We start from the raw sequence: 26,182 nt of genomic DNA on the forward strand, positions 1-26,182 counted from the left end.
GTGTAGTTGCCTGCATCGGTACCCGTTAAGCTACCTGATACATTTACGACTTTGTCTTGGGCAGCATTCTTGTCGGTAAATTGACCTTGGGCATTCAGATTGACCTGATCACCGGTAAGCACACCATTCAAGCTGCCATTCACAGTCGCATTTAAACTACCGTCGTAGACTTTGTCTTGCGCTGTAATTGCACCTGTAATCTGTTTCTTGGCAATATTTGCAGTTAATTGTCCAACGCCACTAAGCTCGTAGTTAGCTGCATCATTACCATTCAAACCACCATTCAGCAAGGTCACCACTTTGTTTTGACCTGCATTTTTATTGGCAAATTGCCCCGTACCTAAACGAACATCATCACCTTGAATAATGTCTGATTGACCTAAATTACCTTGTAGGGTTGCATTAATCGTGCCGTCGTAGACTTTATCTTGCGCTGAAACCGTGCCATTTAATTGTTTCTTGCTGATGTTGGCAGTCACTGATCCATTCGTGATCAGCTCATAATTGCCTGCATCTGTACCCGTTAAGCTACTTGAAGCATTAACGACTTTATTCTGACCAGCATTTTTATCAACAAACTGACCTGTGCCACCGACTGTAACGTTATCACCTGCAATGATATCGCCTTGAGTTAAGGTGCCTTGTACCACGGCATTGGTGGTGCCGTCATAGACTTTGTTTTGCGCGGTCATCGTACCTTGCAGTTGTTTCTTGGCAATATTCGCTTGAGTCGTACTATTGGTTTTGACTTCGTAGTTACCTGCATCAGCACCACTTAAGCTACCTGATACATTGACGTTTTTATTCGAACCTGCATTTTTATCAGCAAATTGTCCTTGGGCAGTAAAATCAACCACATCACCCTGAATAACACCTTCTAGGCTTCCATTTACAGTAGCATTGATCGTGCCGTCATAGACTTTATTTTGGGCGCTAATATTACCTGTGATTTGTTTCTTGGCAATATTAAGTGAACCATTTTCATACACGACATTATAATTGCTAGTTGATGTACCACCAGTCACAGTATTGACATAGCTACCTGCATTTTCACCACTTGCACCCGAAGCGGTTGCACTACTAAAAATATTATTTTGGTTCGCAATGTCGCTCTTTTTTACCCCTTCAATGGTAAATCCAGCAACATTTTGAACCTGACCATTATAAACGGTTGTTGCGCTATTTCCTTTTACTGTAGCTGTTGCTTTATCGATAATAATGGTCCCATTCTGAAAGGTAATATCATAGTTTTTATCTGAACCATTAATACCATGAGTGTATGTCCCTGCATCCTTAGTAGTGCTAGTTCTTAGCGCATTAACGCCAGTCAACACTGCTTCGGTTTCACCTGCAACTAAGCCATTAGCCGTGAATGAATTTTTCTCATATCGATGACTTTCGCCATCATAGGTAAAATGATCACTATTAGCAGTTACGGTGATTTTTTTCTTATTAATGGTAAATTGACCATTAACATAAGCAATATCATAGTTTTTGGTGGTGGTATTTTCACCTGTTATTTTGTTGACATAATTGCCTGCATCTTTAGCTGCCCCCCCCGATGCCGTGATATTTCCTAATAGGGATTCACTTTCACCATTAACCAATCCACCTATGGTATAGCCCGAATTATTCATCGATTGCTGTAAGCCGTTATAGATTTTGTCATTTTCACTGGTACCAGTGACTGTGACTTTGGCTTTATTAATGGTTAAGGTGCCTTCATTGCCAATAAAATCATAACCATGTTGGTTATCACTATAATAAGTGGCTTGATATTGACCTGCATCGGTACCCTTGATTTGACCATTGGCAGTATATTTACTGCTATCTAAGCCCCACACTTCAGCAAAATTTTGTTCTTTACCTGTATACGTTGTGGTTTTATCAGTCACAGATAAATCCGCAGTGGTGAGGAAACTACGCAACAAAGGCACACTTAAACCATCATAAATACGCCATGCCGTATCTTTACCACCTAGTTTGCTATCAGCATCGAGGAACGTAAATTTAGAGGCATCTTTCATGTCTGCATTGCTTAACGCAAAGCTTGCATCACTGCCTGCACTGTTATTTTGTCCCGTAGAGTCTTTATTCCAATGTCCCTTGCTGACGATTGCATTACTATTGCTGCCGACTAAACCGCCAATTGAACTATTGCCTGTAACACGACCTGTAGCATAGGCATTTTGAATACTGCCTTGAGCGGTATTGCTGCCGACCAAACCTGCAACATTCGTTTCACCTGTGACCGCACCTGTAGCATAAGTATCTTTAATGGTTGCATTTTGGTTCATTCCCACCAAACCACCGACATAGTTTTTACCTGTCACTTGGCTGGTTGAGTAGGCACTCTCAACTTTTGAACCCCCTTGCTGTTGCCCAATCAGACCACCCGTAGCACTCCCTGTACCTGTTACAGTTCCTGTGCTATACACGCTATACAATTGCGAATTTTGAGCACTGGTTCCAACCAAAGCACCAACCTGATTTCCACCTGTAATGTTGCTGTTGACCAACCCAAGGTTTTTAATAATGGCATTTTGAATATAGCCAAACAGCCCGACGTTATCGACTTTTTCACGGTAAATATACAAATTCGAAACCGTATGACCTAAACCATCCAATTTTCCTGTAAAGGCATGCGTGTTATCGCCTAATGGGTTAAAACCCGATCCATTAGCATCGCCCCATGTTTGGGAGTTGCTTGCATCAATGTTATTGCCCAGTAAATAATTTCCCGCAAGGTTTTTATTCACACTTTGTAACTGGTTAATATTTTGAATAACGCTGTAATAACCACCCGTTTGATCTTTTTTATTCACGACTTGGTTAGCACCAATCTGATCTTTCAAATATGGTGTGGTTTGACCATCGGCATTGCCCCAAATTTTATCGAAGTCAAAACCGAAAAATTTATTGGCACTAAACATTTCATCGCTGGTCAAGCCATGACTATTGGCACTGCCTGCACTGGTGCTTTGCCCAGTTTTATTTTTGTCCCAATAACCGTTAGTGACTGTACCTTGCACATTATTGCCCAGTAAACCACCGACCGCAGTCTTACCAGTGACTTTGCCTAAAGCATAAGTATTTTCAATACTTGCAGCAAGGTTTTCACCCACTAAACCGCCGACACGATCACTACCTGTGACTGCACCTGTAGCATAAGCATTTTTAATTTGGGCATCATAGTAGTTATTACCAACCAAACCACCAACGTTTTTCGTTCCCGTGACTGTACCTATGGCATAGGCATTTTTAACCGTAGCACCGTGGTTATTGTCCCCGACCAAACCACCAACTACTTCGCTACCGTCTACATTGCCTGTGGCATAAGAATTTTCAATATGAGCATTGTCATTCCCGCCGACCAAACCACCGACATACATGGAATTTTCACCGCCTGTCACCGCACCTGTAGCATAGGAGTCTCTGGTGATACTGCCTTCATATTGCCCCCCAACCAAACCACCAATGGTGCCATAACCATGGACATCAGCATGGCTAAAGCTGTTTTCAATCAGACTATTGATGCTATTTCCAACCAAGCCACCGACAAAACTATCCCCAATAATTGAACCGCTTTGCACCCCAACATTGCGCACTACTGCATCTTGGATTGTGCCAAATAAGCCAACGTTATAGCCCCACTCTTGATTAATGGTTAGATTCGATACCCCATGCCCTAAACCATCAAAACGCCCCGTAAATACCCCATCAAAATCATTGCCAATCGGATTAAAACCGATGTCCCCATTTTCAGTCAGCCAGTTTTTAGTCTCATCCGCATTAATATCTGCTCCCAGCACATAATTGCCCGACAAATCGCCATTGATGCCTTGTAAGTCTTTCCCTGTAGTTGAGCCTTCTGCACCCAACTGAGTGATCACGGTATAATCTATACGCTTGCTGGCATCGCTACCTTTTTGGGTACTAAAATTTTGCCCCGCCTGTAGATTAATCTTTGCGCTATTTTTAAGGTGATAATTGGCATCTTGACTGCCATTTTGTCCATATAGCAACGCAACTTTACCATCTTGGTGTTGTGCGGTGATATTGGCATTGATATTGATGTCATTGTGTGATTTTAAGGTCAGCGTGGTGTCGTTGTTCCACGTCACCGCAGCATTGACATGAATATCACCTTTTTCTGCGCCTGCGGCTTGAGTTTCTAAAATCACCGAGGTGCTATTTAAATTCTTTCCTAACGTAGTTGCTCCAATGCCACTGCCTGTTTGCACTACTGAACCTGCACTAATGGTAAAATCGGTCGGGTCAATTAACCATGTCCCTGTTTTACCCCCATCCGATAACGTCGAAACTTGGGTCGTGTCAGCTACTTTTACTTGTGCTGCACTGGTTTCAATAAAACCACCATTTTGACCATTTTGACCTTCGGCTTTGAGCACACCACTCACATTAGTAGTGCCATGTTGCATGTCTGCCAATAAAATGATTTCGCCTTTGCCATCTTTGCTTAAACGATTGGCTTCAATAATACCGCTATGATTGACCACCGCCTTGCTTAAACTATCTTTGGCTTTAGCAGTTAAATACACTGCGCCATTGTTGGCTAAAATTGCGCCACTGTTATCAATTAAACCCTGTAACGTGCCGATTTCCACTTGGTATTCGGTCAGTTGACCATCTTGTAAACGCAAAGTCACTTGATCGGCTGCGGTTAAATGCACCACGCCATTCTGCGCCTGAATTTCACCTGTATTGACAACCGTCGGTGCAATAAATGCCACCACACCACCATTGGCAATCACCGAACCATGATTTTCAACTTTACCAGTAGCACCTTGATTTTTCAGGGTAAAATTACCACTCATAATATCACTATCGGTGACATTTAAAGTCGATGCTACGATCCCCCCGACGTTGACTTGTGCAGTTTTAGAGAAAATCACCCCATTCGGGTTGAGTAAAAACACTTGACCATTGGCGTTAAGTTTACCCATAATCTGACTGGCATTGCTATCTTGCACACGGTTGACTGCAATCGAAAATGAATTGGGTTGATAAAAATTAACCGTGGCATTTTGCCCAATATTAAAACTATCCCATTGAATACCAACATTTTGGCTATTTTGCTGCACATTTAAGGTATTATTATTTTGCGTAACTTGTGCTGAACCAGCCGTCACTATGCCATTGGTCGGCAGTTGCACATCATGTACTCCCGCCCAAATCGAAATCGGTAGTAGCGCCAAACTCAATAAAGATAAACGGGCAATATGCAATATGCTTTGAGAGACTTGTTTGATTTGCCCCGTTACTGTTGCACTTTGAGCACTTTTACCATGACTTTTGGCTAACTCTGAAGTCACTTGCCAGCAACCAAGGTTTTTATTCCACACCGTTTTATATACTTTATTCATCCCTACCCCACCTTAAAATTAAATATTAACGCTGAATTTTCGTATTCATTTCATTCATCATTATAAAAATGAAGACACAAAAAAACTAAAAATGTGACACAAGTATTATTTAAAATAAAAACCGCAATAAAAATCAAAAAAAATTCGATTAAAATACAACCTCGCTTAAAAATAAAATACCTAAACCATAAAATATGCACCAAGATACAACATTTATATTTATTTTAAAACCACGCTGCATAATAAACAGTTAACTCAATTCATAATTAATGATTTATAAAATCGAGGAAAAATATTTATTTTTTTATTTTAATGATAATTAAATCACTTAAATTAAATAAAACATTAAAAAACAAAAGATTAACAAAAACAAAAACCATCACCAATAATGACAAAAAATGTCAATTAATAACAATATTAAACTCATATACAAGCCAATAATTGTCATTATAAAATAGATTAAAAACCATAAAATAATTCATATTTAATATATACCGATATAATCAATTTAATATATTATCTTACAAACAGAATCTCAATTTAATACATTGCAAATCAGGTCATTTATAATATGAAAACTGTGACTAAACTCCCAATACAGACATTAACCATCTGTGTTTTATCAGTCTTAGTTGCTGCGTGCGGGGAAAACACACCCGAAACAACGCCTAATGATGTTGATTCCGAAACAAGGCCTAATGATCCTGATTTCAAAGAAATGCCAAGCTTTGCATTCATGCGCATGCAAGAAGCGTATCCTGAACCGGTCAAAGATATTCCTGATGAAGCCAGCTTAGGTTTTTACGACACTGATCAAGACGGTAACGTGCGTAGCGTGCGTAACGATTTAACAGGCAACTTTGCTGCCATGATTCAGTTTGCACAAAACCATACCGTTGACCCAAGCGGCAACGAAGCCAAAAACATGCCGCGTTTAACCAGCGAAAAAGATGGTTTATTACTGGTCACACCCACCCCAGAAATGGGTGATATTGAGCAACTCAACGCTGAAATTTATTTAGATAGTCGCCTGATTCGTCGTGTGGCATTACAAGAACCTTCTCAAATTCCCGCTTCAGATCAAACCAATTCAGATGGCCGCCCACGGGTACAATATTCAAAACGCACTTGGACGGCTGCACTTAATTGGAATGAAATTCAACCAGGCTTAAACATTCGTATTGTTGACCCTGTATCACGTCAAAATGGCCGTCTGGCTGCCACCGCAATTGATTTTGCTCCACCTGGCGAGCTATTGGTACAAAGCATTCGTTTAGGTATGCTCACGACACCTCGCAAGTCGAATGGGCACTACATGCTCAATGAACCTGAAAAAGCAGGAACGGATTATTTCGAAACGATTCCTGCTGCTCGTATGATCGTTAGCCAATATGATGATATGCAACTCAATAAAGTTATGGTCGCAAGTGGTGTGATTTATGATGAAAAAAGTGCAACGGATGGCGATGTTTATAGCGGAGATATGCGTGGTGATACTGCTAAATCAACCTTTAGCACAGGGATCAACCTTGCCAACTGGGGTATAACCAGTGCGGGTATGTCCAGCCAAGAACAACCGCAGTTGACGCAAAGTGCAGTAATTCATCATGCATGGGGTAAATATCAAAATGGTGATGTCCAGCATGGTTTAAGCGGTGGTAACGGAATTTTAACCCTGATTGATTCGTCTGGAAACGAATTTAGCCATGAAATTGGACACCATTATGGACTTGGGCACTACCCTGGGCAAAATGGGGAGAATTATTTTTGGGCATCTCACCATGCCGATAGTGGTTGGGGATATATTGCATACCGAAAAAGAATGCGTAGTAACTTAAATTGGAATAATAGTAACCTTGATAACCGTTTAGGTGGTACGCCATTATTTAACAATGCATATACCTATGCTCCTGACTCTATGGCAGGGGGTAGCTTCTCAAGTTCGCTTTCACGATTTACTCATTACACAGGTTATAGCGCCAAAATAAAAATTCAACCTGCATTTGACCGTGCAGTATGGGATGCAACGTCATCAACAGGCTACAAGAAGTGGAATGCGGTCACGCGTCAAATGGATGTTGTACAACCTAAAGTCCCTAATTCAAATAATGTTTGGTACAATCGTACCGATGGTAACTACCTAAAACCAACCCAATTTGGAGTACCCGTTTTTACCATTTTAGGTGGTTATGACCCTATCAACAAGGTCGGCTTATTGTACCCTGCAGCGCGTGGCAACTGGGGTAATGTCTTTACCCTACCTCAGGCGCAAACCAGTTTGGCTAATGCAAGCTGTTGGATTAACGTCAAATATGTAAACAAAGCAGAGGAAAATATTGCCCTTGCACCAAGCCGTATGGGAAGTAATGCCAATAAACTGCATATCAATATCGCCCAAAGCGATGCACCACGCAGTGTCGATTTATACTGCAAAAGAGCCAATGAGCAAGCAGTTAAACTATCATCGATTGAAATTCCAAGCTATGCCACAGCACTGCCTGCTGCGGTGGTCATTGGTAAGCAACAAGGCTTTAAAGCGCTGCGTCAAGTTGAGTTACCACAATTAGAACAAGCTTTACTCAGCAACCAAGGCAAAGCGATTGCTAACCTATCACCAAATGCCAAAGTACTCTACGACTCTTACACAAGTTATAAATCTGAGTTATCCAGTGCTGCACAAACTGAGTTACAACGTTATAGCGAGCAACAAACCAAGTTGTATCGTCTAAACCGCTGGGTAAATACCTATCGTACTGACCTAGCTGCTACCAATGCTAATGCAGTTTTAGCATTTAAAGATTTTACTGTGCAATTGGGCTTGCAAAATGATCAACCTCTCGCCAATGTTACTCAATTACGTTTACCTTCAAAAGGTAATGCTTGCTTAAAAGCGGGTCAACTCAGCGAGGGTAGATTTGAGGTCTATGCTAGTGGTGTCAATGGTTGTAACGTTGCTGCTTCAGAATGGATTTATGATGCAATGGGCAAACTGCATAACCGCCAATACATTAATCAATGTCTAACCAGCTCAATGACACTGACAGCATGTAGCAATGATAACGCTGGACAAGCATGGAGCCTCAACCCAACCACCAAAGCTATTTACCAAGGCGACCAATGTCTTGATTTAAGCGGTGGTTTTACCCCAACTGCCGATGGTCGTTCAACGATTATTCGTTACAGCTGTACAGGTAGTGTCAATCAACAATGGTCTTTACCGACTCAAAACCAAAGTTTTATTTTAGCAGCGGCACAAGCACAAAACTTAGTGCTGATAATTAACAGCCTACAACCTTAAATCTATAGAATCGGCAGACAACATCATCCGTTTTCTGCCGATTTTTCTATTATCAGCAAAGGGCTTTATTGCACAAAAATTTAAAAGTTAAGTTTCACCTGTTTTATCCATATTCAAGTGGAAACTTGAGTATGAGACCTACTGAATTTACTGAATACCGCTATACCTGCATAGATTTCGTTGACCTGACTTTGAAAGTGCCTTGTACTGAGTTTATCTCCTCATAATTTAATACAATGCATTTTGGTTTCGACCAAGCTTCGTCGATGATAAACCGACCATTTTTTCCAAAGAGTTCATCCTAAACGCTTAACTGTTCGAAGCAATTTATTTCGTTCTAACGAACTGTTTCTTTTATCTTTCCAAGGTTTCACATTTTTCCTTGGCGGAATTACCGCATGGGCTTGTCGATCTGCAATTACCTAACGACATTGTTTTGATCATAAAACAACACTGAACAGCAGGTTGTATTTAATTTTTTTAAAAGCCACAACTTATCAATTAATCAAAATATAGTTGCTATATTAGCAACAATTAATCCTTAAATAACATTCTAGGAACAGACCAAGAATGCAACTAAATGCACTACGTTATTTTGTTATGGTTGCGACTACAGGTAGCTTTGCAGCTACAGCAAAGCACTTTCAAGTTCCTCGTCCAAATTAGGGATGTACTGGATACTCTTGATTTCACTAACGAGCAAGTTGCAGGTAAAGGTTCTGGTGTAAGAGGATTAGTGCGTATTAATACAGCCGTCGCACTAGGTCGGCTACATATATCCCGTATCGTTAATAAATTACAAGACGTATACCCTGATTTATCGGTTGAATTAGTCCCAACTGATACATTCATTGACCCTGTATAAGAAGGTGTAGACATTGCAATACGGATTGGCTTATTACAAGACTCTGCCTTAATTGCAAGAAAGGTATGTGATCAGCAGTACGTATTGTGTGCTAGTCCTGAATATCTTGAACGATATGGCATACCAGATTCACCAGAAGATCTCAAAAAACATTTATGCCTTGTTTATAAGGGGCTTTCGGGCACTCAACGGTGGTACTTCCGACAGGAACATAATGACAAACCTATTATATTAGAACCACAAGGTACATTAAGGAGTAACAATGCAGAAGTCTTAGTTGCAGCTGCATTAGAAGGAAGAGGTATTGTGCTATTTCCTACTTGGATTTTTGACCATGATCGTTTTAAAAATAGAAAACTAATTCCTTTACTTCCTGAATGGACTGGTACAGTCGATCCTCATTCTATTGGAATTCATCTTGTCTCTCCTGAAAACAGAATTCGTTCGCAAAAAGTAAGAACCGTACTTGATTTTATATTGAAAGAAATTGGAACCCCTCCTTACTGGGATAATATCCTTGAATTTTGAAACTGATTAAAATAACAGTGTTCACTTTATGTAAAATTAACCCCAATCCTGCTTAAGCCAATGCTTCCTAATTTGAATCGTTGGCTTATTTTCATGGCAAAGCTGATAAGCACATAAAGTTACATAAATGCCTGCTAAATAGTCCGAAATACTGCGAACTTTACTCGTCACTAAGTTATATTTTCCTTTTAATAAGCTGAATAAAGTTTCTATTTTATTTCATTGTTTTAAATAATATTTATCTTCTTTAGATAAACCCCAAGATTGCATATTTTTACGATGATATGTAATCAAATCAATGTCCTGATTCTTCACTCTTGATTTTAATTCTTGACTGATATATCCCCGATCAGCATAGAATTTTGCTTTTAATGCTTCTACCAGCTGCTCAACCATTTTAATATCTGCGGTACCGTGTTCTTGATATTGTTGCAACCAACGGTACAAAAGTGAACGATCACTTAAGCTGAGTTGTCTTCGTACTTCTTGAAAGGGCATTCCCTCAAGAATCATTTGAACTGTATTCATCTTGAATTCTATGCTAAAAATTGTTCTTGATGACTGAACTACTAATCCATCCAATCCATATTTTTGATATTGTACAACCCATTTTTCGATAAGTGAATGTGTTACTGAAAAGTGATGAGAAATGGTGTTATAACCTCCTATTCCAGTGAAGTAGGCTTGCTCCACTTTGTGTTTAAAATCTTGAGAATATTTAGCCATAGAAAAGCCCCCTTCAAATTAGACTAAGAATGTCCAACTTTCGGGGGCAATTCAAATGCTCCCATTTTTATAAAGGAAATATCAGCAGAGCCTAGACTTCCGTTTGTATATATTTCTTACTAAATACTAAGTTCTGATCACGCTTCATAAAACATGTACATATAATTGCTACAATTGCCATGCTCAAAATATAGATTGAAATTAAATGCGGACTGCCTTGCCCAATACTCAATAATTTTGTTGCAATCAGTGGCGCTAAACCACCCCCGAGTACGCCAGCAAACTGCACTGAAATTGATATTCCACTATAACGAATTTCAGCAGGGAACTGCCTTGCGAATAACTGAGATTGCGGTGCATACATCACTGGAAACACAATACCAATCGCCACAACAATGGCTGTCCAGACTAAAAAAGGATCTTTAGTATTTAACATGCTAAAGAATGGGTAACAGTACAGCGCAAGTAAGATTAATCCGAACATAAACATATTGCGCTGCCCCACTTTATCTGACAAGTGTCCACATAAAGGTGTCATGAACATGACCATTGCCCCACCACAAATGGTTGCGAATAAAATATTTTGGCGAGGAATACCTAATTGTGTAGTGGTATAAGCTAATGCAAAAGTAGAAGCAATATAGAACCATGCATTTTCAGCTGCACGCGCAATAATGATGGTAACCAATTCCTTAGGGTGATTTTTAAATACCTGTAATGCTGGAACTTTAATTTCTTCAGCCTTTTCTTTTATTTTTTCAAAGTCAGGAGATTCGGGTACTTTTACTCGGATATACCAACCAATGGCAAGCAATACAATACTGGCTAAAAATGGCAATCTCCAGCCCCAACTAAACAGAATCTGTTCTGGCATAAGAGATACCAGACCCAATGCGATTGAAGCCAGCATTAAACCGCCCCCTGCACTGGCTTGAGGTAAACTTCCCCAGAAACCTTTTCCACCTTCTGGTGCGTGTTCAACGGCCATAAGTACGGCACCGCCCCATTCTCCCCCCATGGCCATGCCCTGTATGAAACGGAGAATGACCAAAAAGAGTGTTGCCCAATAACCAATCAATTCATACGTTGGCAATAAACCAATTAACACTGTAGGAATACCCATTAAAACTAAGGTGAGTAACAACATAGATTTACGGCCAACTTTATCTCCAAAATGACCAAATACAATTCCACCTAATGGGCGACCAATAAAACCTACTGCATAAGTTGCAAACGCAGCCATTACACCCATCAATGGGTCTAGATTAGGGAAAAATAGTTTATTGAAAATTAGTGCCGCAGCAGCACCATAAATAAAAAAGTCGTACCATTCTATGGTTGTACCCACCATACTGGATATACCCGCTAATCGGGGTGCAGACTTTTTATTTTTCAGACTTGTTCCTTGTACTTGTTCCATATCCTATTCTTCCTTATTCGTCTTATTTCATTCCTGAAGTTTTTTCTATTTTTATTGGCTTTTCTGTCTATAAAATTGGCAATCCTCTAAAACCATACAAGCTTAAAAATTAAGATGAATCACCTTTTTTGTGCTTAAGCCTTGCATGAACCAAGTTCATAGAAGACTTAAACACCCGTGTTATACATGTGCTCTATAGACTGCTTACTCCATAAGGGCCACAGCTTTTCCAAAATTTTTTCAAATTTTGAATTATCTGTTTGCCACTGCGGATTCTTATCTTTATCAATAATTAAAGCCCGCACACCCTCTATAAAATCTCCCTGCTCAAACCAAATATCCTGTAAATCACGCTCAAGCTGCATACATTTCTCAAGAGATAAACTCTGTCCGACTTGTTGTAATTTCAAACTGCTTTGCTTAGCAATTAAAGGGCGCTGTTTCAAAATATGCAAAGTCTTATCCGCCCAATTTTGGTCATTAGAATCAGTTTCATGGGCCAAACTTCGTTCAATTTCATGCAGGTCTTGATAGGCAAAATGCTTATTGATATGGTCTGCCAATGTCTTGAGTTCACTTGCTATAGGATGGGTGATAAAAGCACTAATAATTTTTCTGATTTCAGTATGGTTCAAAGAGGGTGCCGCGATCAATGCAGCCTGTAATTCAGGAAAGCGTTCGCTCGGTAGATGATAATCAACCAGATCTAAATAAAGCGCATCGCTGCTACTGATTTGCTCCCCCGTAAGGGCTAGATAAATACCAATTTCATCCAGTCGTGATAAAAAGTGTGTCGCACCGACGTCGGGGAAAAAACCAATTGCAGTTTCCGGCATCGCAAAACGTGATTTTTCACTGGTGACTTGAATATGGCAGGCTTGAGCTAAACCAAATCCGCCCCCTAATACATATCCATCAAGGAACACAATGACTGGTTTGGCATATTTCCGTAAGCTATTGAGCATGACGTATTCAGCAGCAAAATAATCTTGATATTGAGTATCGCCCGCTTTATAACTGTCATACAAATAACGAATATCCCCACCTGCGCAAAAAGCTTTCGGACTGTTGGAATTAATTAATACGGCCTGTATCTCAGGCATATCAGACCAATGTTCCAACTGAGTGGTAATTCCCTGAATCATCGACATAGACAAAGCATTTAAATGCGTTGTACGATCTAGGCTAATAATGCCTAAACCACCTTGAATTGTAATGATCAAATTATTTTCATTGCTCATGATCATTTCCCTTATTGATGAGTAAATTTGGCTGGGCGTTTTTCAACAAATGCACGCATCCCTTCTTTCTGATCAGAACCGGCAAAAATTGAATGAAATACTCTTCTCTCAAATCGTAGACCTTCAGCAAGGCTCACTTCAAATGCCCGATTAATAGACTCTTTAATCATCATTACAGCAGTCAGAGATTTTTCAGCAATTTTTTCGGCCGCTTGCAGCGTTTGTTCAAGTAATGCTTCTTGCGTAAATACTTGGGCGACTAAGCCACTTTGTTCTGCTTCCTGAGCACCCATTTGTCGTGCAGTCAGGCACATCTCCATGGCTTTTGCTTTACCAATGGCTAAAGTTAAACGCTGTGTCCCTCCAATTCCGGGGAGTACACCTAAGGTCACTTCGGGTAAACCAAATTTTGCATTATCAGCACAATAGATAAAGTCACACATTAAAGCTAATTCACAACCGCCACCCAAAGCATAGCCACTTACAGCTGCAATCAAAGGCTTACGACGCTGAGCAATTCGATCAGCAAGGCTGAAAAAATCATCCAAATAAATTTGTGGAAAGCTTAAGTCCGCCATTTCTTTAATATCGGCGCCAGCTGCAAAAGCTTTTTTCGAACCAGTCAGAACGATACAGCCAATGTTCGGATCTTTCTCAAGTTGATCCAGTGCTTGATTGACTTCAATAATGAGTTGGTTGTTCAGTGCATTTAAGGCTTGAGGACGATTAAAAGTAATCAGCCCTACGCCATTACGTTGTTCTAATAAAATGGTTTGCCACTGCATAAACATATCCTCATTTATATTATAAACTGCGTGCGATCACTAAGCGTTGAATATCGCTTGTGCCTTCATAAATTTGGCAAATACGTGCATCGCGATAAATCCGTTCAATCGGGAAATCTTTTAAATAACCATAGCCACCAAACACCTGTAAGGCTTTGGAACAAACGCGTTCTGCCATCTCCGAAGAAAATAGCTTTGCCATTGAGGCTTCAGTTAAACAAGGCTCGCCTGCCTCTTTTTTACGTGCTGCATAATGTACCAGTTGTCGCGCAGCTTCTATTTCTGTCGCCATACTTGCGAGCCTAAAAGAAATGGCTTGCTGCTCAAAAATAGGCTTTCCAAAAGCAATTCTTTCATGAGCGTAGCGAGTTGCTTCTTCTAATGCAGCACGGGCAAACCCAACGGCTTGTGCAGCAATACCAATACGTCCCCCTTCAAGGTTAGAAAGCGCAATTTTTAAACCATCACCTTCTGCTCCCAATCTCAAACTCTGATGAATACGTACATCCGTTAGCGCAATTTGGCACGTATCTGAAGCATGTAAGCCCAGTTTTTCTTCAATACGAATTACTTCATAACCTGGTGTATCACGTGGGACTAAAAATGCACTGATGCCTTTTTTGCCAGCACTCGGATCAGTGACCGCAAAAACAATAATCATCCCTGCATTATGACCAGAAGTAATAAATTGTTTAGAGCCGTTAATAATATAGTCATCACCGTCTTTCACAGCACGCGTCTTAATTGCTGCAGCATCCGATCCAGTATGAGGCTCAGTTAAGGCAAAAGCCCCGATCATCTCACCTTGCGCTAAAGGTAATAAAAACTGTTGTTTCTGTTCTTCTGTACCAAATTTCAAAATTGGTACACAACCTACAGAATTATGTACACTCATAATCGTTGAGGTTGCACCATCTGCAGCCGCGACTTCTTCAAGTGCTAAAACATAAGCCAATGTTCCTGTACCTGAACCACCCCATTCTTCTGGAATAAGCATCCCCAGAAAGCCCAATTGGCCCATTTGCGCTAAAGCCTCGGCTGGGAATAATTCCTTTTGATCCCATTCGCTGGCATAAGGTTTTATTTGCTCCTGCGCAAAGCTTTTCGCCATCTCTTGAATAAGTTTTTGTTCTTCCGTTAATTGCATAATGATTCCCTTCAATCTCTTATTTTTTAGCTAGGATGATTTATGAGTGCTTGCTGTTTATTAATTTCCTGATTACGCAGTAAAAAACGCTGAATTTTACCACTCGGTGTTTTCGGCAATTCAGTGACAAATTCAATCAGTCTAGGATAGGCATGTGCAGACAATCGCTTTTTCACAAACAGCCCCAGTTCATCTTCAAGATTTGTTGTGGCTTTAAAATTATTCGCCAAAATGACAAATGCTTTGATTACTTCAGTGCGTTCAGGATCGGGTACACCAATCACTGCAGCCTCAATCACTGCGTCATGTTCAAGTAGGGCACTTTCCACATCAAAGGGTCCTACACGATAGCCTGAAGTGGTGATCACATCATCACTACGCCCCACAAAACTCATACTGCCATCAGCATGAATTTCTGCGGTATCACCAGTTAAATAATAGTGACCCAAAAATGGAGATTTACGACTTTCTTCATAGCCCGAGAACCACATCATGGGTGATTGACGAATATCTACTGCAAGAATTCCAGACGTGTTTGCAGGCAATTCATGACCTTGTTCATCCACGACTGTAATTCTATAACCGGGGCTAGCAAAACCTGCTGCTCCAGATCGGACAGGATGCTCCAGGGCATGATGATTACAAACCACCATACCTACTTCAGTCTGCCCATAGTGGTCATAAATCGGGACATCGAGTACCTGTTCAAACCAACGAATCACTTCTGGATTTAAAGGTTCACCAGCACTGCTCACCACACGTAATTTACCGCGCAGTTCTGCCATCTGAACTGGATCAGCTGCCATCATCATTCGATATGCTGTCGGTGCACCGGCAAGGTTGGTAATGCCATACTCCTTCACAATCTGGCACACGCTTTCAGTATTAAAACCGCCTTCATAAAATAAGGTCGCATGCCCTAATAATAAAGGCCCTGTAATGCCGTAATACAGACCATAAGCCCAACCGGGGTCAGCAATATTCCAAAAAGCATCTTTAGCTGTTAAACCGATGGCATCTTGCATATAGCCACCAAATGCAATTAAGGCTTTGAGCGGGACTTGTAAAGGTTTAGCCGGTCCCGTTGTTCCTGAAGTAAACATCAGTAAAAAAGGATCGTTAATATTGAGCATCACCAGCTCACATATTTCTGGTTGGCTATTCAGTTCTGTCCAGAAACTCAGATCCTGAGGATATAGCGCTGCTTCCTGCTCGACATGGACAGTAACAATGGTTGGGCAGTCAGTCATTTCACTTAATTTATGCCGATTACCCAAATCAGTCACCACCAGCTTACTATTGGCAAGCTTAATTCGATGTTCAATCGCTTTAGGTCCAAAAGCAGTAAACAGGGGCTGATAGACAGCTCCTATACGCCATGCCGCAAGAATGGTAATAATTAACTCGGATGTACGTGGCAATAATCCTGAAATTCGATCTCCTTTGCCTACACCTTGAGATTTTAAAAAACTGGCAAATTGACTGGAGTATTTTTTCAGCTCGCTAAAGGTATACTGTTCTTTTCTACCATCCTTGCCATACCAATATAAGGCAATACGTTCAGAGTCTGCGTAGCGATCACAACACTCATAGCAGGCGTTTAGCGCATCGATAGAACCCGATAATAAATGGTTCGCAACCGTGTTTAAGTCAAATGCTTGTGCCGTTTTTTGATAATTCAACATATTTTAACCTCAGTCTGAATTTATAATTATTACTGACAGGGTGTTATTCTCGTGTGGCAGTCCTTACCACACGATGATCATTAAGCTAATAAGCATTGGTGTGGTGCATATTGATGAATAATGCTAGAAAAATCTAAAGTTGCATCACCTTCTTGGCACAACTGCTGATACAGTTTCTGCACCATACTTCCCAATACAATAGGATGTTCGGCTTGTGTTGCAGCATCAACGGCTAAGCCTAAGTCTTTAAGCATGAGATGTGCAGCAAAACCATCTTTGTAGCCACGAGAAGCAGGCGCATTGTCGCAAATGTCTGGCCATGGATTATAAATTTCTGAACTCCAGCAACGCCCAGTCGAGCTATTAATCACTCCCGCCAATGCTTGCGGATCAATTCCCAGTTTGACACCCAATGCCATACCTTCTGCTACGGCCGTCATGGAAATAGCAAGAATCAAGTTATTACAGATTTTTGCTATTTGGCCAGTACCGATATCACCACAGTGCACAAAATTTTTCCCCATTAAACTGAGCACAGGCTTAATTGCATTAAAAGTTTGTGCATCAGCACCCACCATAAAGGTTAACGTGCCGTCCTTGGCACCAAGTGTACCGCCCGAAACGGGCGCATCACAGATGCGAACCTGTTTCGTCTGACCTACTGCGGCAATTTCTTTAATGGTTTGTGGGTCAATAGTACTGCTATCAATACATAAACTTCCGGCTTTCAATACAGCAAGTATCCCATGCTCGCCTAAATAGACCTCACGGACATGCTTAGCTGCCGGCAACATGGTAATGACCACATCCGCCTCTTTTGCAGCAGCTTGCGGGCTTGTACAAACCACCCCACCGGCTTCAGCGAAATGCTGTAAAGCCACTTCGCTTAAATCATAGCCAAAAATGGTTTGTCCTGATTTAAGCAGGTTTTGCGCCATAGAACCGCCCATATTTCCTAAACCAATAAAAGCAATCTTCATGGTTTTTCTCCTTAGCGCAGACTAATAGTGGTATTGACGCTACCAGCTTCTTGATGGTCTTCAAACCAACGACTGGTGATGGTTTTGGTTTGAGTGTAGAACTGCACAGCTTGTTTGCCATATGGTCCCAAATCACCAAGTTTCGATCCTCTTGAACCGGTAAAGCTAAAAAATGGCACAGGTACTGGAATTGGAATATTAATCCCGACCTGACCAATATCAATGCTATTTTGGAAAATACGTGCAGTCGTACCACTTTGGGTAAATAAACCCACACCATTACCAAATGGATTGGCATTCACTAGGGCAATCGCTTCGTCTAAAGTATCAACATGAATAATCGCAAGAACTGGTCCAAAGATTTCTTCTTTATAGATTCGCATCTCGGTATTTATCTGATTAAAGATTGTTGGACCTACAAAGTTACCTTGCTCATAACCTTTCACTTGAACATCACGACCATCCAGTAGGATTTCAGCACCCTGCGCTATTCCACTGTTAATTAAATCGAGTATACGAGCTTTAGCGCGAGGTGAAATCACGGGACCGACATCGGTATTGGGTTCATGTCCGGCATTTACACTTAGTGTTTTGGTTTTAATAACCAATTCATCCACCCAGTGTTTGGTTTCACCGACCATCACCGCAACAGAAAGTGCCATGCAACGCTGTCCAGCTGCACCAAATGCAGCACCGACTAAAGCATTTAAAGTTTGTTCTTTATTTGCGTCAGGCATGACTACAACATGGTTTTTTGCACCCATCATCGACTGAACACGTTTACCATGTTGTCCTGCTAGGTTATAAACATGTGTGCCAACCGCTGTAGAGCCTACAAAAGAAATGGCCTTAATGTCCGAATGCGTACACAACATATCAACGACTTCTTTACCACCATGCACCACATTGAGTACGCCCGCAGGTACACCGGCCTTAACTGCCAATTCAACCAGCATCATGGTTGAAAGTGGATCTTGTTCAGAAGGCTTTAATACAAAAGTATTACCGCAAACAATCGCCATCGGGAACATCCACAGTGGAATCATCGCGGGGAAGTTAAAAGGGGTAATACCTGCACAAACACCGAGCGGCTGTTGTAAGGTATAGGTATCTACACCCCGCGCTACACCTTCAATATACTCACCCATTTGTAACGTGCCGATTGAACACGCATGCTCCACCACTTCTAAACCACGCTGAATATCTCCTTCCGCATCTGCTAGGGTTTTACCTTGTTCAGCAGTCAATACTTGAGCAATGCTTTTTGCATTACTTCGGATTAAATCCTGCAATTTAAGCATAATGCGCATACGCGTTTGAATTGGTGTCTGCCGCCAGCTGATAAAAGCATTTTGTGCAGCAGCAATGGCAGCATTCACTTCTTCACGAGTTGCGAAAGGAACTTGTCCAACCACTTCTTGGGTCGCAGGATTAACAATGTCTTGCCAATTGCTGGTCTGTGACTCAACAAATTCACCATTGATTAGCAATTTAGCCGTGGTTAATTGGGTATTTTGATGCGGTTGATGAATAGCGTTCATGATCGCTCCGTGATCCTTGTTATTGTTGGTTGTTCTGCCTATTGGCTTTATTAAACGTTTTATTTTTACGTTGTTTAAGCAGACTAGCAAAGAAAACTTTGACCACCAATCGAAATTGTTGCACGATGATTGTGCAAATTTGCACAAGGACTGAACAGGATGTTAAAAGAAGATGAAAGTAGATTGGGATCATTTACGCTTTTTTTTAGTATTGGCGCGTGCTAAAACGCTCACCAATGCAGCTCGCTTAATCGGTGTTGAACACAGTACCGTAGCGCGTCGAATTCAAGCTTTGGAGCAAAACTTAGGGACTCAACTTTTTAAGCGTGAAGCCACAGGTTATGAGCTAACAGCAGAAGGCGCAGCGTTAGTGCCACGCGTTGAGCAAATGGAGCAGTCTTTTTTACAAATAGATAAACCACATAATCCATTACAAGGTCGTATACGAATTGGCGCGCCTGAAGGCTTTGGTACCGCATTTTTAGCCCGCTTGTTGGCTGAGTTCTCCCAGCATTATCCATTATTGACGATAGACCTCATCCCCGTACCCAGAATGATTAAGTTATCGCATCGTGAAGCAGATATTGTTATCTCAATTGATCGTCCAAAATCTGGGCCTTATATTATTACTCGGCTTTCAAATTACTGTTTAAGGCTTTATGGCAGTACAAGTTATTTGCTGCAAAATCCAAAGATTAACCGTTTAGAAGACTTAACTCAGCATCGGTTTGTAGATTACATTGATGATTTAGTTTATAGCTCGGCACTATATTGTCTGGAACGATTACCTTTACAGTTGACCGCTTGTTTTCGCAGTAACAGTATTCTGGCACAACAAATTGCTGTCAGTGCTGGTGCCGGACTCGCAATTTTACCTCGCTTCATTGCTAAAGATAAACCTGAACTTGAGGAAGTATTGAGTGAAAAGGTTAACTTTACACATACCTTCTGGATGTTAACTTTAGTTGATTTGCAGCATGAACCAAAAATCAAGTTAGTATGGGATTTTCTACGTAAACAAGCCGATATCCAGCAAGATTTATTAATGGGAAGTTAAAAATAATAGTAATGGGCGTATTGTTTTTTCTTTGAAGAAAATTAGCTTTTGATTACTTTCCTATTGAACTATTTTTAAAATCCATACTTAAAAAAAGGTGTAGCAAATTGCTACACCTTTTCTTTTGCTTGCATTAACATTTTTTTCAGAAGAATTTCTAATTCTTGTAAATTCTGATCCTCAAATTCACTTATTTTTAGTGAAATTTTTAAGGTATTGTGATCAAACTTAATGTTACCTGCGACTTTTCCATCATATTCAATTTTATGTACAATTGAAGTTTTGATAGGTTCTTTAGTTTCTTGTGACTTTAGAATTTTTTCAGCTAATAATGCCAATTTTGATTGTTCAACTTCCTTTTTGAGTAACTTAGACCAGGCCTCAATTAATGCAGCTTTAGCATTACTATAGTTTTCCTCGTAGTCTGAGAGAAACTTTTTTACGGCAGTCGCTGCTGTACGGGCTAACAATGCAGGTTGTTGTTCTAAATCATCAAGTAGCTCTTTAGGTAATTTTTCGAAAGATAAATATTTATACATATCCTCACGATTCATACCCAATGATTTCGCAAGTTTTTGCTTATTCTTTTTTAATTTTTCATTTAAACCACTTAAGCCTATATATATTTCATAGTCTGTTAAGTCTTCTCGTTTCAAGTTCTCAGCTAAAGTTAACAGTGCTACATCTTCATCTGAAGCATCTATAACAATCACTTCAATTGTATTTTTATTCAGAAATTGATGTGCTCTCAAACGTCGTTCACCAGCAATTAATTCATACTTATCATGTACTCTTCGAACGGCAATCGGTTGTAGCAAGCCAATTTCTTCAATAGAAGTCGCTAAATCTTCGATATCTTGTTGATTAAATATTTTTCGTGGTTGATTTGGACTAGGCTGAATATCTGTAATTTGTACATTCCGACGTAGTTCTTTGACATCATTTACATGCTCTTTTTGAGCTTGTTGATGTTTTTGAGTATTTTGCTGAAGACGTTGTGCCAACAGTTCTTTTGTACTTACCATAATCTTCTCAAAGTGCTTTATTTAACACGGTTAATAATTTCTTTTGCTAAATCTTGAAAAGCTTTACGAACTTTAGCGTTTTTATCAATACCTAATAATGGTTGCTTCAAAATAGCTGCTTGATTGACTTTAGTACTCATAGGAATCGTTGTTTTTAACAATTCACCGACTTGATTTAAAGCTTCATCTCTAATCAGTTTACAAACATTTTGACGTTCATCATGTTTAATAAGTAAAGCACCTAAAAGTTTTAATTGAGGATTTACTCTTCTTATTTTAGTTAAATGGTTAATTAAATCTGTTACACCATAAAGGCCATATTGTGATCCAGATTCAATAGGTATAATCACATGTGTTGATGCAGCTAAAGCATTACTGGTCAAAAGTTTTAAGCTTGGAGGACAATCAATAAGAATAAAGTCATATAATCCTTTTAACATTTCCAATTTACTAGAAAGCTCTTCAGAAGGTCTAGGCGCATCATCTTTAAGTTGATCTTCAGTTTTACCTAACGTGAGAGAACCATAAATTAAAGAAACATTTTTTAAATTCGTTTCTTCTTCTAGCGCTTCTGATAATAAATTTAGACCACCAACAAGTAATTCAGCCGATGTGGTTTCTACCTCACTAGGATGTCTTGATCCAATATGCAAACTTGCGTTGGCTTGGGGATCTAAATCAATCACCAATACTTTGTTGCCCAAGTCTGCTATTTCTGATGCTAGATGAACTACAGTGGTCGTCTTTCCGCAACCACCTTTATGATTTGCCACAGCAATAATTTTAGTCGACTTACTTGTCATAATAGACCTCGCTTGAGTTATTGTAATATAAAGAACTTTGTAGCAACTTGCTACACCTTCTTTACGCTACATTGAAGTTATAATCTGAACATGAATAAAAAACAAATAGATTATTTTTTTATTAAATATAGCTAGCTAATTATAATTAGTATTAATTTATATAATTAGTTAATTATAATTAGATCACTTTTTATTTTTTAAAATCAATATCTTATGATTTTAAAGGTGGAAGGCTTGTCACTGAAAAGTGGAAGACTTGTCACTGAAAGGTGGAAGGCTTGTCACTGAAAGGTGGAAGAGCTGTCACTGAAAGGTGGAAGAGCTGTCACTGAAAGGTGGAAGACTTGTCACTATGGTGGAAGACTTGTCACCGAGTTTCAATAAAGCTTAAATTTAAACTATAAAATTATTTAAAAACAGGTTCTTAATCTGTTGATAAGTTAGTTTATTTGGCTTTAAAGGTGGAAGACTTGTCATTTTAATATTTTTATCCTGTGGATAACCTGTTTGTTCGTAATTTCATCAAGGATATTGTCTGTTTTCATTTCTGAGCAGGCTAAAAGTGGAAGCTTTGTCACTGTTAAGGTGTGTTTTTAATTATTTTTTCCACTTTAAAGGGTGGTTTGGCGCATTTTTTTGCTTTCTTTGCATTTTCAAAATGATTGAGAAATACTAAAAGTGGAAGGTTTGTCACTAAAAGGTGTGGTATTTGTTTTGTTTTCCACTTTAAGTTTAAAAAGTGTTTTAAATAGCAAACCAAAGTGACATGGCTTCCACTCTTAGCCTTTGCTTTGATTGCTTGTTGTTCATTTCTGTATAGTGTTGAGTTAAAAGGGTGGATAATTTGCATAGGATTCCACTTTTGTGTATAACATGTAGAAAAGTACTTTTATTTCCCACTTATGAACAAGCTGAACGAAAAAGAAGAAATAGAATATTTACCTTATTGTATTGGGAATATTCGCCATAATGGAGTGGTCAGTACGAGCAACCGCCTGATTCGACCGATTGAATTATCATCCAATGAGTACAAAGCGCTCCTTTATGCGATGGCTGTGGCGAATTACGGTGAAAAAAATAATCAAGATCGTGAAATCACCGAGCAAACCTATATTTATTTACATAAAGATGATTTAGGCGAGTTACTCGGTTTAGATAAAAAAAATTCCATTAATGTTGCAATAGACCGGATCTATAAAGAGCTGTCCTCTCGTGTTGCCCATTTTGTCATTGAAGAGCCTTTAGATGCCAGCAAACGGAAAGTAAAAAAAGTGCATTCTGTGGTGCCTATTATTCGAGAGCTGCGTTGGGAAGATGACGCCAAAAATGCATTACAGATTCGCTTTACCAGTGAGGTGCTGCCTTATTTTACACGTCTAGCAAATGGGAATTTTACCACTTACCAGTTAAAGGATTTATTTGCTTTAGATTCAGTGACCAGTATGAGTCTGTATTCCTACTTTATTAAAAATGAGTTCAAGTATTCGAATCAGGAGTCATATGAAGTTGAGCTGTCACTGGAAAATATCAAAGCATTAACCGATATTGGCGAGAAGAAGTATGACCGCTGGGTTGATTTCAGACGTTATGTGTTAGATAAAATTGTTGAAGAAATTAATGATAGAACCAGTCTGAAGCTGGAATATGACACCATTAAGAAAGGACGGCCTATTGTAGGTGTCCGATTTAAAATTACCAGTGGTCATACTGAGGCTGTTATTCCTCAAAGCAATGAAAATACCCAAATTTATTTGGATGTGGATTTTGATGATAACGCGATCGTGAAAGAGCTGGGTGCAAAATTCGATATGACAGTTCGATCTTGGTATATTCACGCCAGTGATCCAAATTATAGACAGTTCAGCAAGTGGTTTAAGGCCGAAGGCTGTTTAACCGACTCTCAAGCCAACTTGATTGTAAATGATATTATGTTTCAAATGGATTTTGCTGTAGCAGGCGTATCCATGAATGATTTCAAAAAAGAAATGAAATATAAGCTAAAAAATGATCCCACTTTTGTTCAGGGAAATCGCGAGCGTTTGAACGAGATTTTCGGCAAAGAGATTATTTAAAAGGTGTAGCAACTTACTACACTTTATTTGATGGTACTAAATTGAACCCAACATCTTTTTGAAATTGACAAAAAGATGTTGAGAAATTTTATATGGGTTTTTAGTTGTTAAAGAGGACTACATATTAAATAAAATGGCTCTTAGGAAGACGTGGTGTGATTTAATATATTAAAAAGCCATCTGTATGTAATTTTTTTATAATCTAAACTCTATATGATGAATATTAAAGAAATTGTTTGAGATTTAATATGCTTAAGCATATTAAAGGTTTTAAAATTGAAGATCGAAAATCTCATGCAACTATAGCGTTACAGGTTTTACCTATACAATTCAGTGATGATGAAGCCACTAAAACGCATTGTTATACATAATTTTAGACGTTTGATTCACCAGCATAAAGCAGAAATTCAAGAGCTTGCTTATAAATGAATTTGGTTAATTCACTTTTGTTATTAACCCCAACTTTGGCAAGGTCACCGAGATTTATTCCATTAAATAATACTAATTAACCCGAATCGCGGATAAGAAATTGACTTGCAAAATAAGAGGACTAGAGCCATCAGTTGAGTTACCACACCAAACCTAAAGCTCTAGTCCTGATGTTCAATACTACCGAATTATTTTGCGTAATTGATGATTTCTTTCTTAAATTTGAAGCAACTTATTGGAAATTTCTCAAACAAATCCGCCACTTTTTAAGAATCAGAACTGCACAGCTGACCATCTCAGAAATTAGCTTTATCGCCATTTGGTATAAGTGTTCTCACTTCAGTAATTTCAAAGCCTTCTTCACATGGTTAAAGGAAGATAAAAGTCATTTATTTAAAAGCTTACCCTGTTACCAACGAATGATTCATCTGATCAATATACATCAATTGGCACTACAAGCTTTACATGTAGCTTTGATGAAAGGTCAATATAAACAATATTTATGGATTGACTCAACGACTCTACCCGTCTGTAAAAATCAACGCATCCAACGCCATAAATCGTTAGTGAGAATTGCATCTCGCGGCAAAAGCTCGATGGGTTGGTTTTATGGCTGTAAATTACATATTGCGATGAATCAATTTGGTGAAATCGCTTGTTCTGCTTTATCCAATGGGCATACTGCTGACATCAAAATGGTTGAACATTTGGTTGAAGGCTTAGAAGCAAAGCTTTATGCAGATCGTGGCTATATCAGCCAAGATTTAAAAAGCATGTTAAAGGATCAAGGTACTGATTTAATTACGTATCATCGAAAGAACATGCAGACTGTTCAACTCTGTGCACAAGATCAATATCACTTAAAACAACGTAATAAGATAGAAACGTTATTCAGCTTATTGAAAGGACAATACAATTTAGTGACGAGTAAAGCACGTAGTATTCGTGGATTTCTAAGTGGGATTTACGCATCGTTATGTGCATATCAATTAACCCATCGAAATAAGCCAACAATTCAAATTATGGAATCAGTGGCTTAAACAGGATTCGGGTTAATTATAAGCATATGATTTAATTATGAGTATATGATTTTTTATGAGGTGAAATTTAGATTAATTTAGATCATTTAATATTGTTTTGGTCACTTTATTTTAAGTCTTAGGTTTTCTAAAAGTCACCTATATTTTGATATA

The 26,182-nt window shown here is 39.3% G+C and carries 16 protein-coding genes and 2 pseudogenes; 5 read left to right on the forward strand and 13 right to left on the reverse strand.

Annotated features, from left to right (window positions below):
* The coding region (locus F994_RS06100) for a YDG domain-containing protein (RefSeq protein WP_004649314.1) at positions 1 to 5,387 on the reverse strand (5,387 nt) is incomplete at its 3' end.
* Positions 5,388 to 5,958: 571 nt separating this feature from the next.
* Between F994_RS06100 and F994_RS06105 the strand changes: the two genes are divergently transcribed.
* Positions 5,959 to 8,685: a M66 family metalloprotease gene (locus F994_RS06105; RefSeq protein ID WP_004649315.1), complete on the forward strand. Its 2,727-nt coding sequence runs from the start codon at positions 5,959 to 5,961 to the stop codon at positions 8,683 to 8,685.
* Positions 8,686 to 8,798: 113 nt separating this feature from the next.
* Here the strand turns inward: F994_RS06105 and F994_RS17155 are convergent.
* Positions 8,799 to 9,125: pseudogene (locus F994_RS17155) on the reverse strand (transposase); the annotation flags it as partial.
* 476 nt (positions 9,126 to 9,601) lie between these two features.
* Here F994_RS17155 and F994_RS17815 point away from each other — a divergent pair.
* Entirely contained in the window at positions 9,602 to 10,078 is a 477-nt protein-coding gene (locus tag F994_RS17815) for a substrate binding domain-containing protein (protein WP_265586615.1), read from the forward strand.
* Between the two features lie 36 nt (positions 10,079 to 10,114).
* On the opposite strand, the pseudogene F994_RS06115 reads toward F994_RS17815, so the two are convergent.
* The 8 genes and pseudogenes from F994_RS06115 to F994_RS06155 form a co-directional block, all read right to left on the reverse strand.
* Positions 10,115 to 10,486, reverse strand: a pseudogene (locus tag F994_RS06115) (transposase); the annotation flags it as partial.
* A 409-nt stretch (positions 10,487 to 10,895) separates the two neighbouring features.
* Positions 10,896 to 12,224, reverse strand: coding sequence for an MFS transporter (locus tag F994_RS06125; RefSeq protein WP_004649320.1), 1,329 nt, complete (start codon positions 12,222 to 12,224; stop codon positions 10,896 to 10,898).
* A gap of 167 nt (positions 12,225 to 12,391) precedes the next feature.
* Positions 12,392 to 13,465 (reverse strand): enoyl-CoA hydratase/isomerase family protein, encoded by a 1,074-nt coding sequence (locus tag F994_RS06130; RefSeq protein ID WP_004649321.1) that lies wholly within the window; start codon positions 13,463 to 13,465, stop codon positions 12,392 to 12,394.
* An 11-nt stretch (positions 13,466 to 13,476) separates the two neighbouring features.
* On the reverse strand, positions 13,477 to 14,250 hold the full coding sequence (locus F994_RS06135; protein WP_004649322.1) for an enoyl-CoA hydratase: 774 nt from the start codon (positions 14,248 to 14,250) through the stop codon (positions 13,477 to 13,479).
* Positions 14,251 to 14,269: 19 nt separating this feature from the next.
* Positions 14,270 to 15,397 (reverse strand): acyl-CoA dehydrogenase family protein, encoded by a 1,128-nt coding sequence (locus F994_RS06140; RefSeq protein ID WP_004649323.1) that lies wholly within the window; start codon positions 15,395 to 15,397, stop codon positions 14,270 to 14,272.
* 26 nt (positions 15,398 to 15,423) lie between these two features.
* Positions 15,424 to 17,082: an AMP-binding protein gene (locus F994_RS06145; RefSeq protein WP_004649324.1), complete on the reverse strand. Its 1,659-nt coding sequence runs from the start codon at positions 17,080 to 17,082 to the stop codon at positions 15,424 to 15,426.
* Between the two features lie 80 nt (positions 17,083 to 17,162).
* Positions 17,163 to 18,062: a 3-hydroxyisobutyrate dehydrogenase gene (gene mmsB / locus F994_RS06150; RefSeq protein WP_004649325.1), complete on the reverse strand. Its 900-nt coding sequence runs from the start codon at positions 18,060 to 18,062 to the stop codon at positions 17,163 to 17,165.
* 11 nt (positions 18,063 to 18,073) lie between these two features.
* Entirely contained in the window at positions 18,074 to 19,603 is a 1,530-nt protein-coding gene (locus F994_RS06155) for a CoA-acylating methylmalonate-semialdehyde dehydrogenase (RefSeq protein ID WP_004649326.1), read from the reverse strand.
* Between the two features lie 172 nt (positions 19,604 to 19,775).
* On the opposite strand from F994_RS06155, the gene F994_RS06160 reads away from it, so the two are divergent.
* On the forward strand, positions 19,776 to 20,660 hold the full coding sequence (locus F994_RS06160; protein ID WP_004649327.1) for a LysR family transcriptional regulator: 885 nt from the start codon (positions 19,776 to 19,778) through the stop codon (positions 20,658 to 20,660).
* 110 nt (positions 20,661 to 20,770) lie between these two features.
* On the opposite strand, the gene F994_RS06165 is transcribed toward F994_RS06160, so the two are convergent.
* The 3 genes from F994_RS06165 to F994_RS06175 all read right to left on the reverse strand — a co-directional run bounded on the left by F994_RS06165 (position 20,771) and on the right by F994_RS06175 (position 23,338).
* Positions 20,771 to 21,685: a ParB/RepB/Spo0J family partition protein gene (locus tag F994_RS06165; protein WP_004649329.1), complete on the reverse strand. Its 915-nt coding sequence runs from the start codon at positions 21,683 to 21,685 to the stop codon at positions 20,771 to 20,773.
* Positions 21,686 to 21,702: 17 nt separating this feature from the next.
* Positions 21,703 to 22,488 carry a ParA family protein gene (locus F994_RS06170; protein WP_004649330.1) on the reverse strand — a complete coding sequence of 262 codons (786 nt, stop codon included), beginning with the start codon at positions 22,486 to 22,488 and terminating at the stop codon, positions 21,703 to 21,705.
* A 580-nt stretch (positions 22,489 to 23,068) separates the two neighbouring features.
* Positions 23,069 to 23,338 carry a hypothetical protein gene (locus F994_RS06175; protein WP_004649331.1) on the reverse strand — a complete coding sequence of 90 codons (270 nt, stop codon included), beginning with the start codon at positions 23,336 to 23,338 and terminating at the stop codon, positions 23,069 to 23,071.
* A gap of 52 nt (positions 23,339 to 23,390) precedes the next feature.
* On the opposite strand from F994_RS06175, the gene F994_RS06180 reads away from it, so the two are divergent.
* Entirely contained in the window at positions 23,391 to 24,560 is a 1,170-nt protein-coding gene (locus F994_RS06180) for a replication initiation protein (protein ID WP_004649332.1), read from the forward strand.
* 599 nt (positions 24,561 to 25,159) lie between these two features.
* Complete coding sequence (locus F994_RS06185) at positions 25,160 to 26,029, forward strand: IS982 family transposase (protein WP_034696765.1); 870 nt, start codon at positions 25,160 to 25,162, stop codon at positions 26,027 to 26,029.
* The last annotated feature ends 153 nt before the right edge of the window (positions 26,030 to 26,182 follow it).

The organism is Acinetobacter bohemicus ANC 3994, assembly GCF_000367925.1.
Lineage (GTDB): Bacteria > Pseudomonadota > Gammaproteobacteria > Pseudomonadales > Moraxellaceae > Acinetobacter > Acinetobacter bohemicus.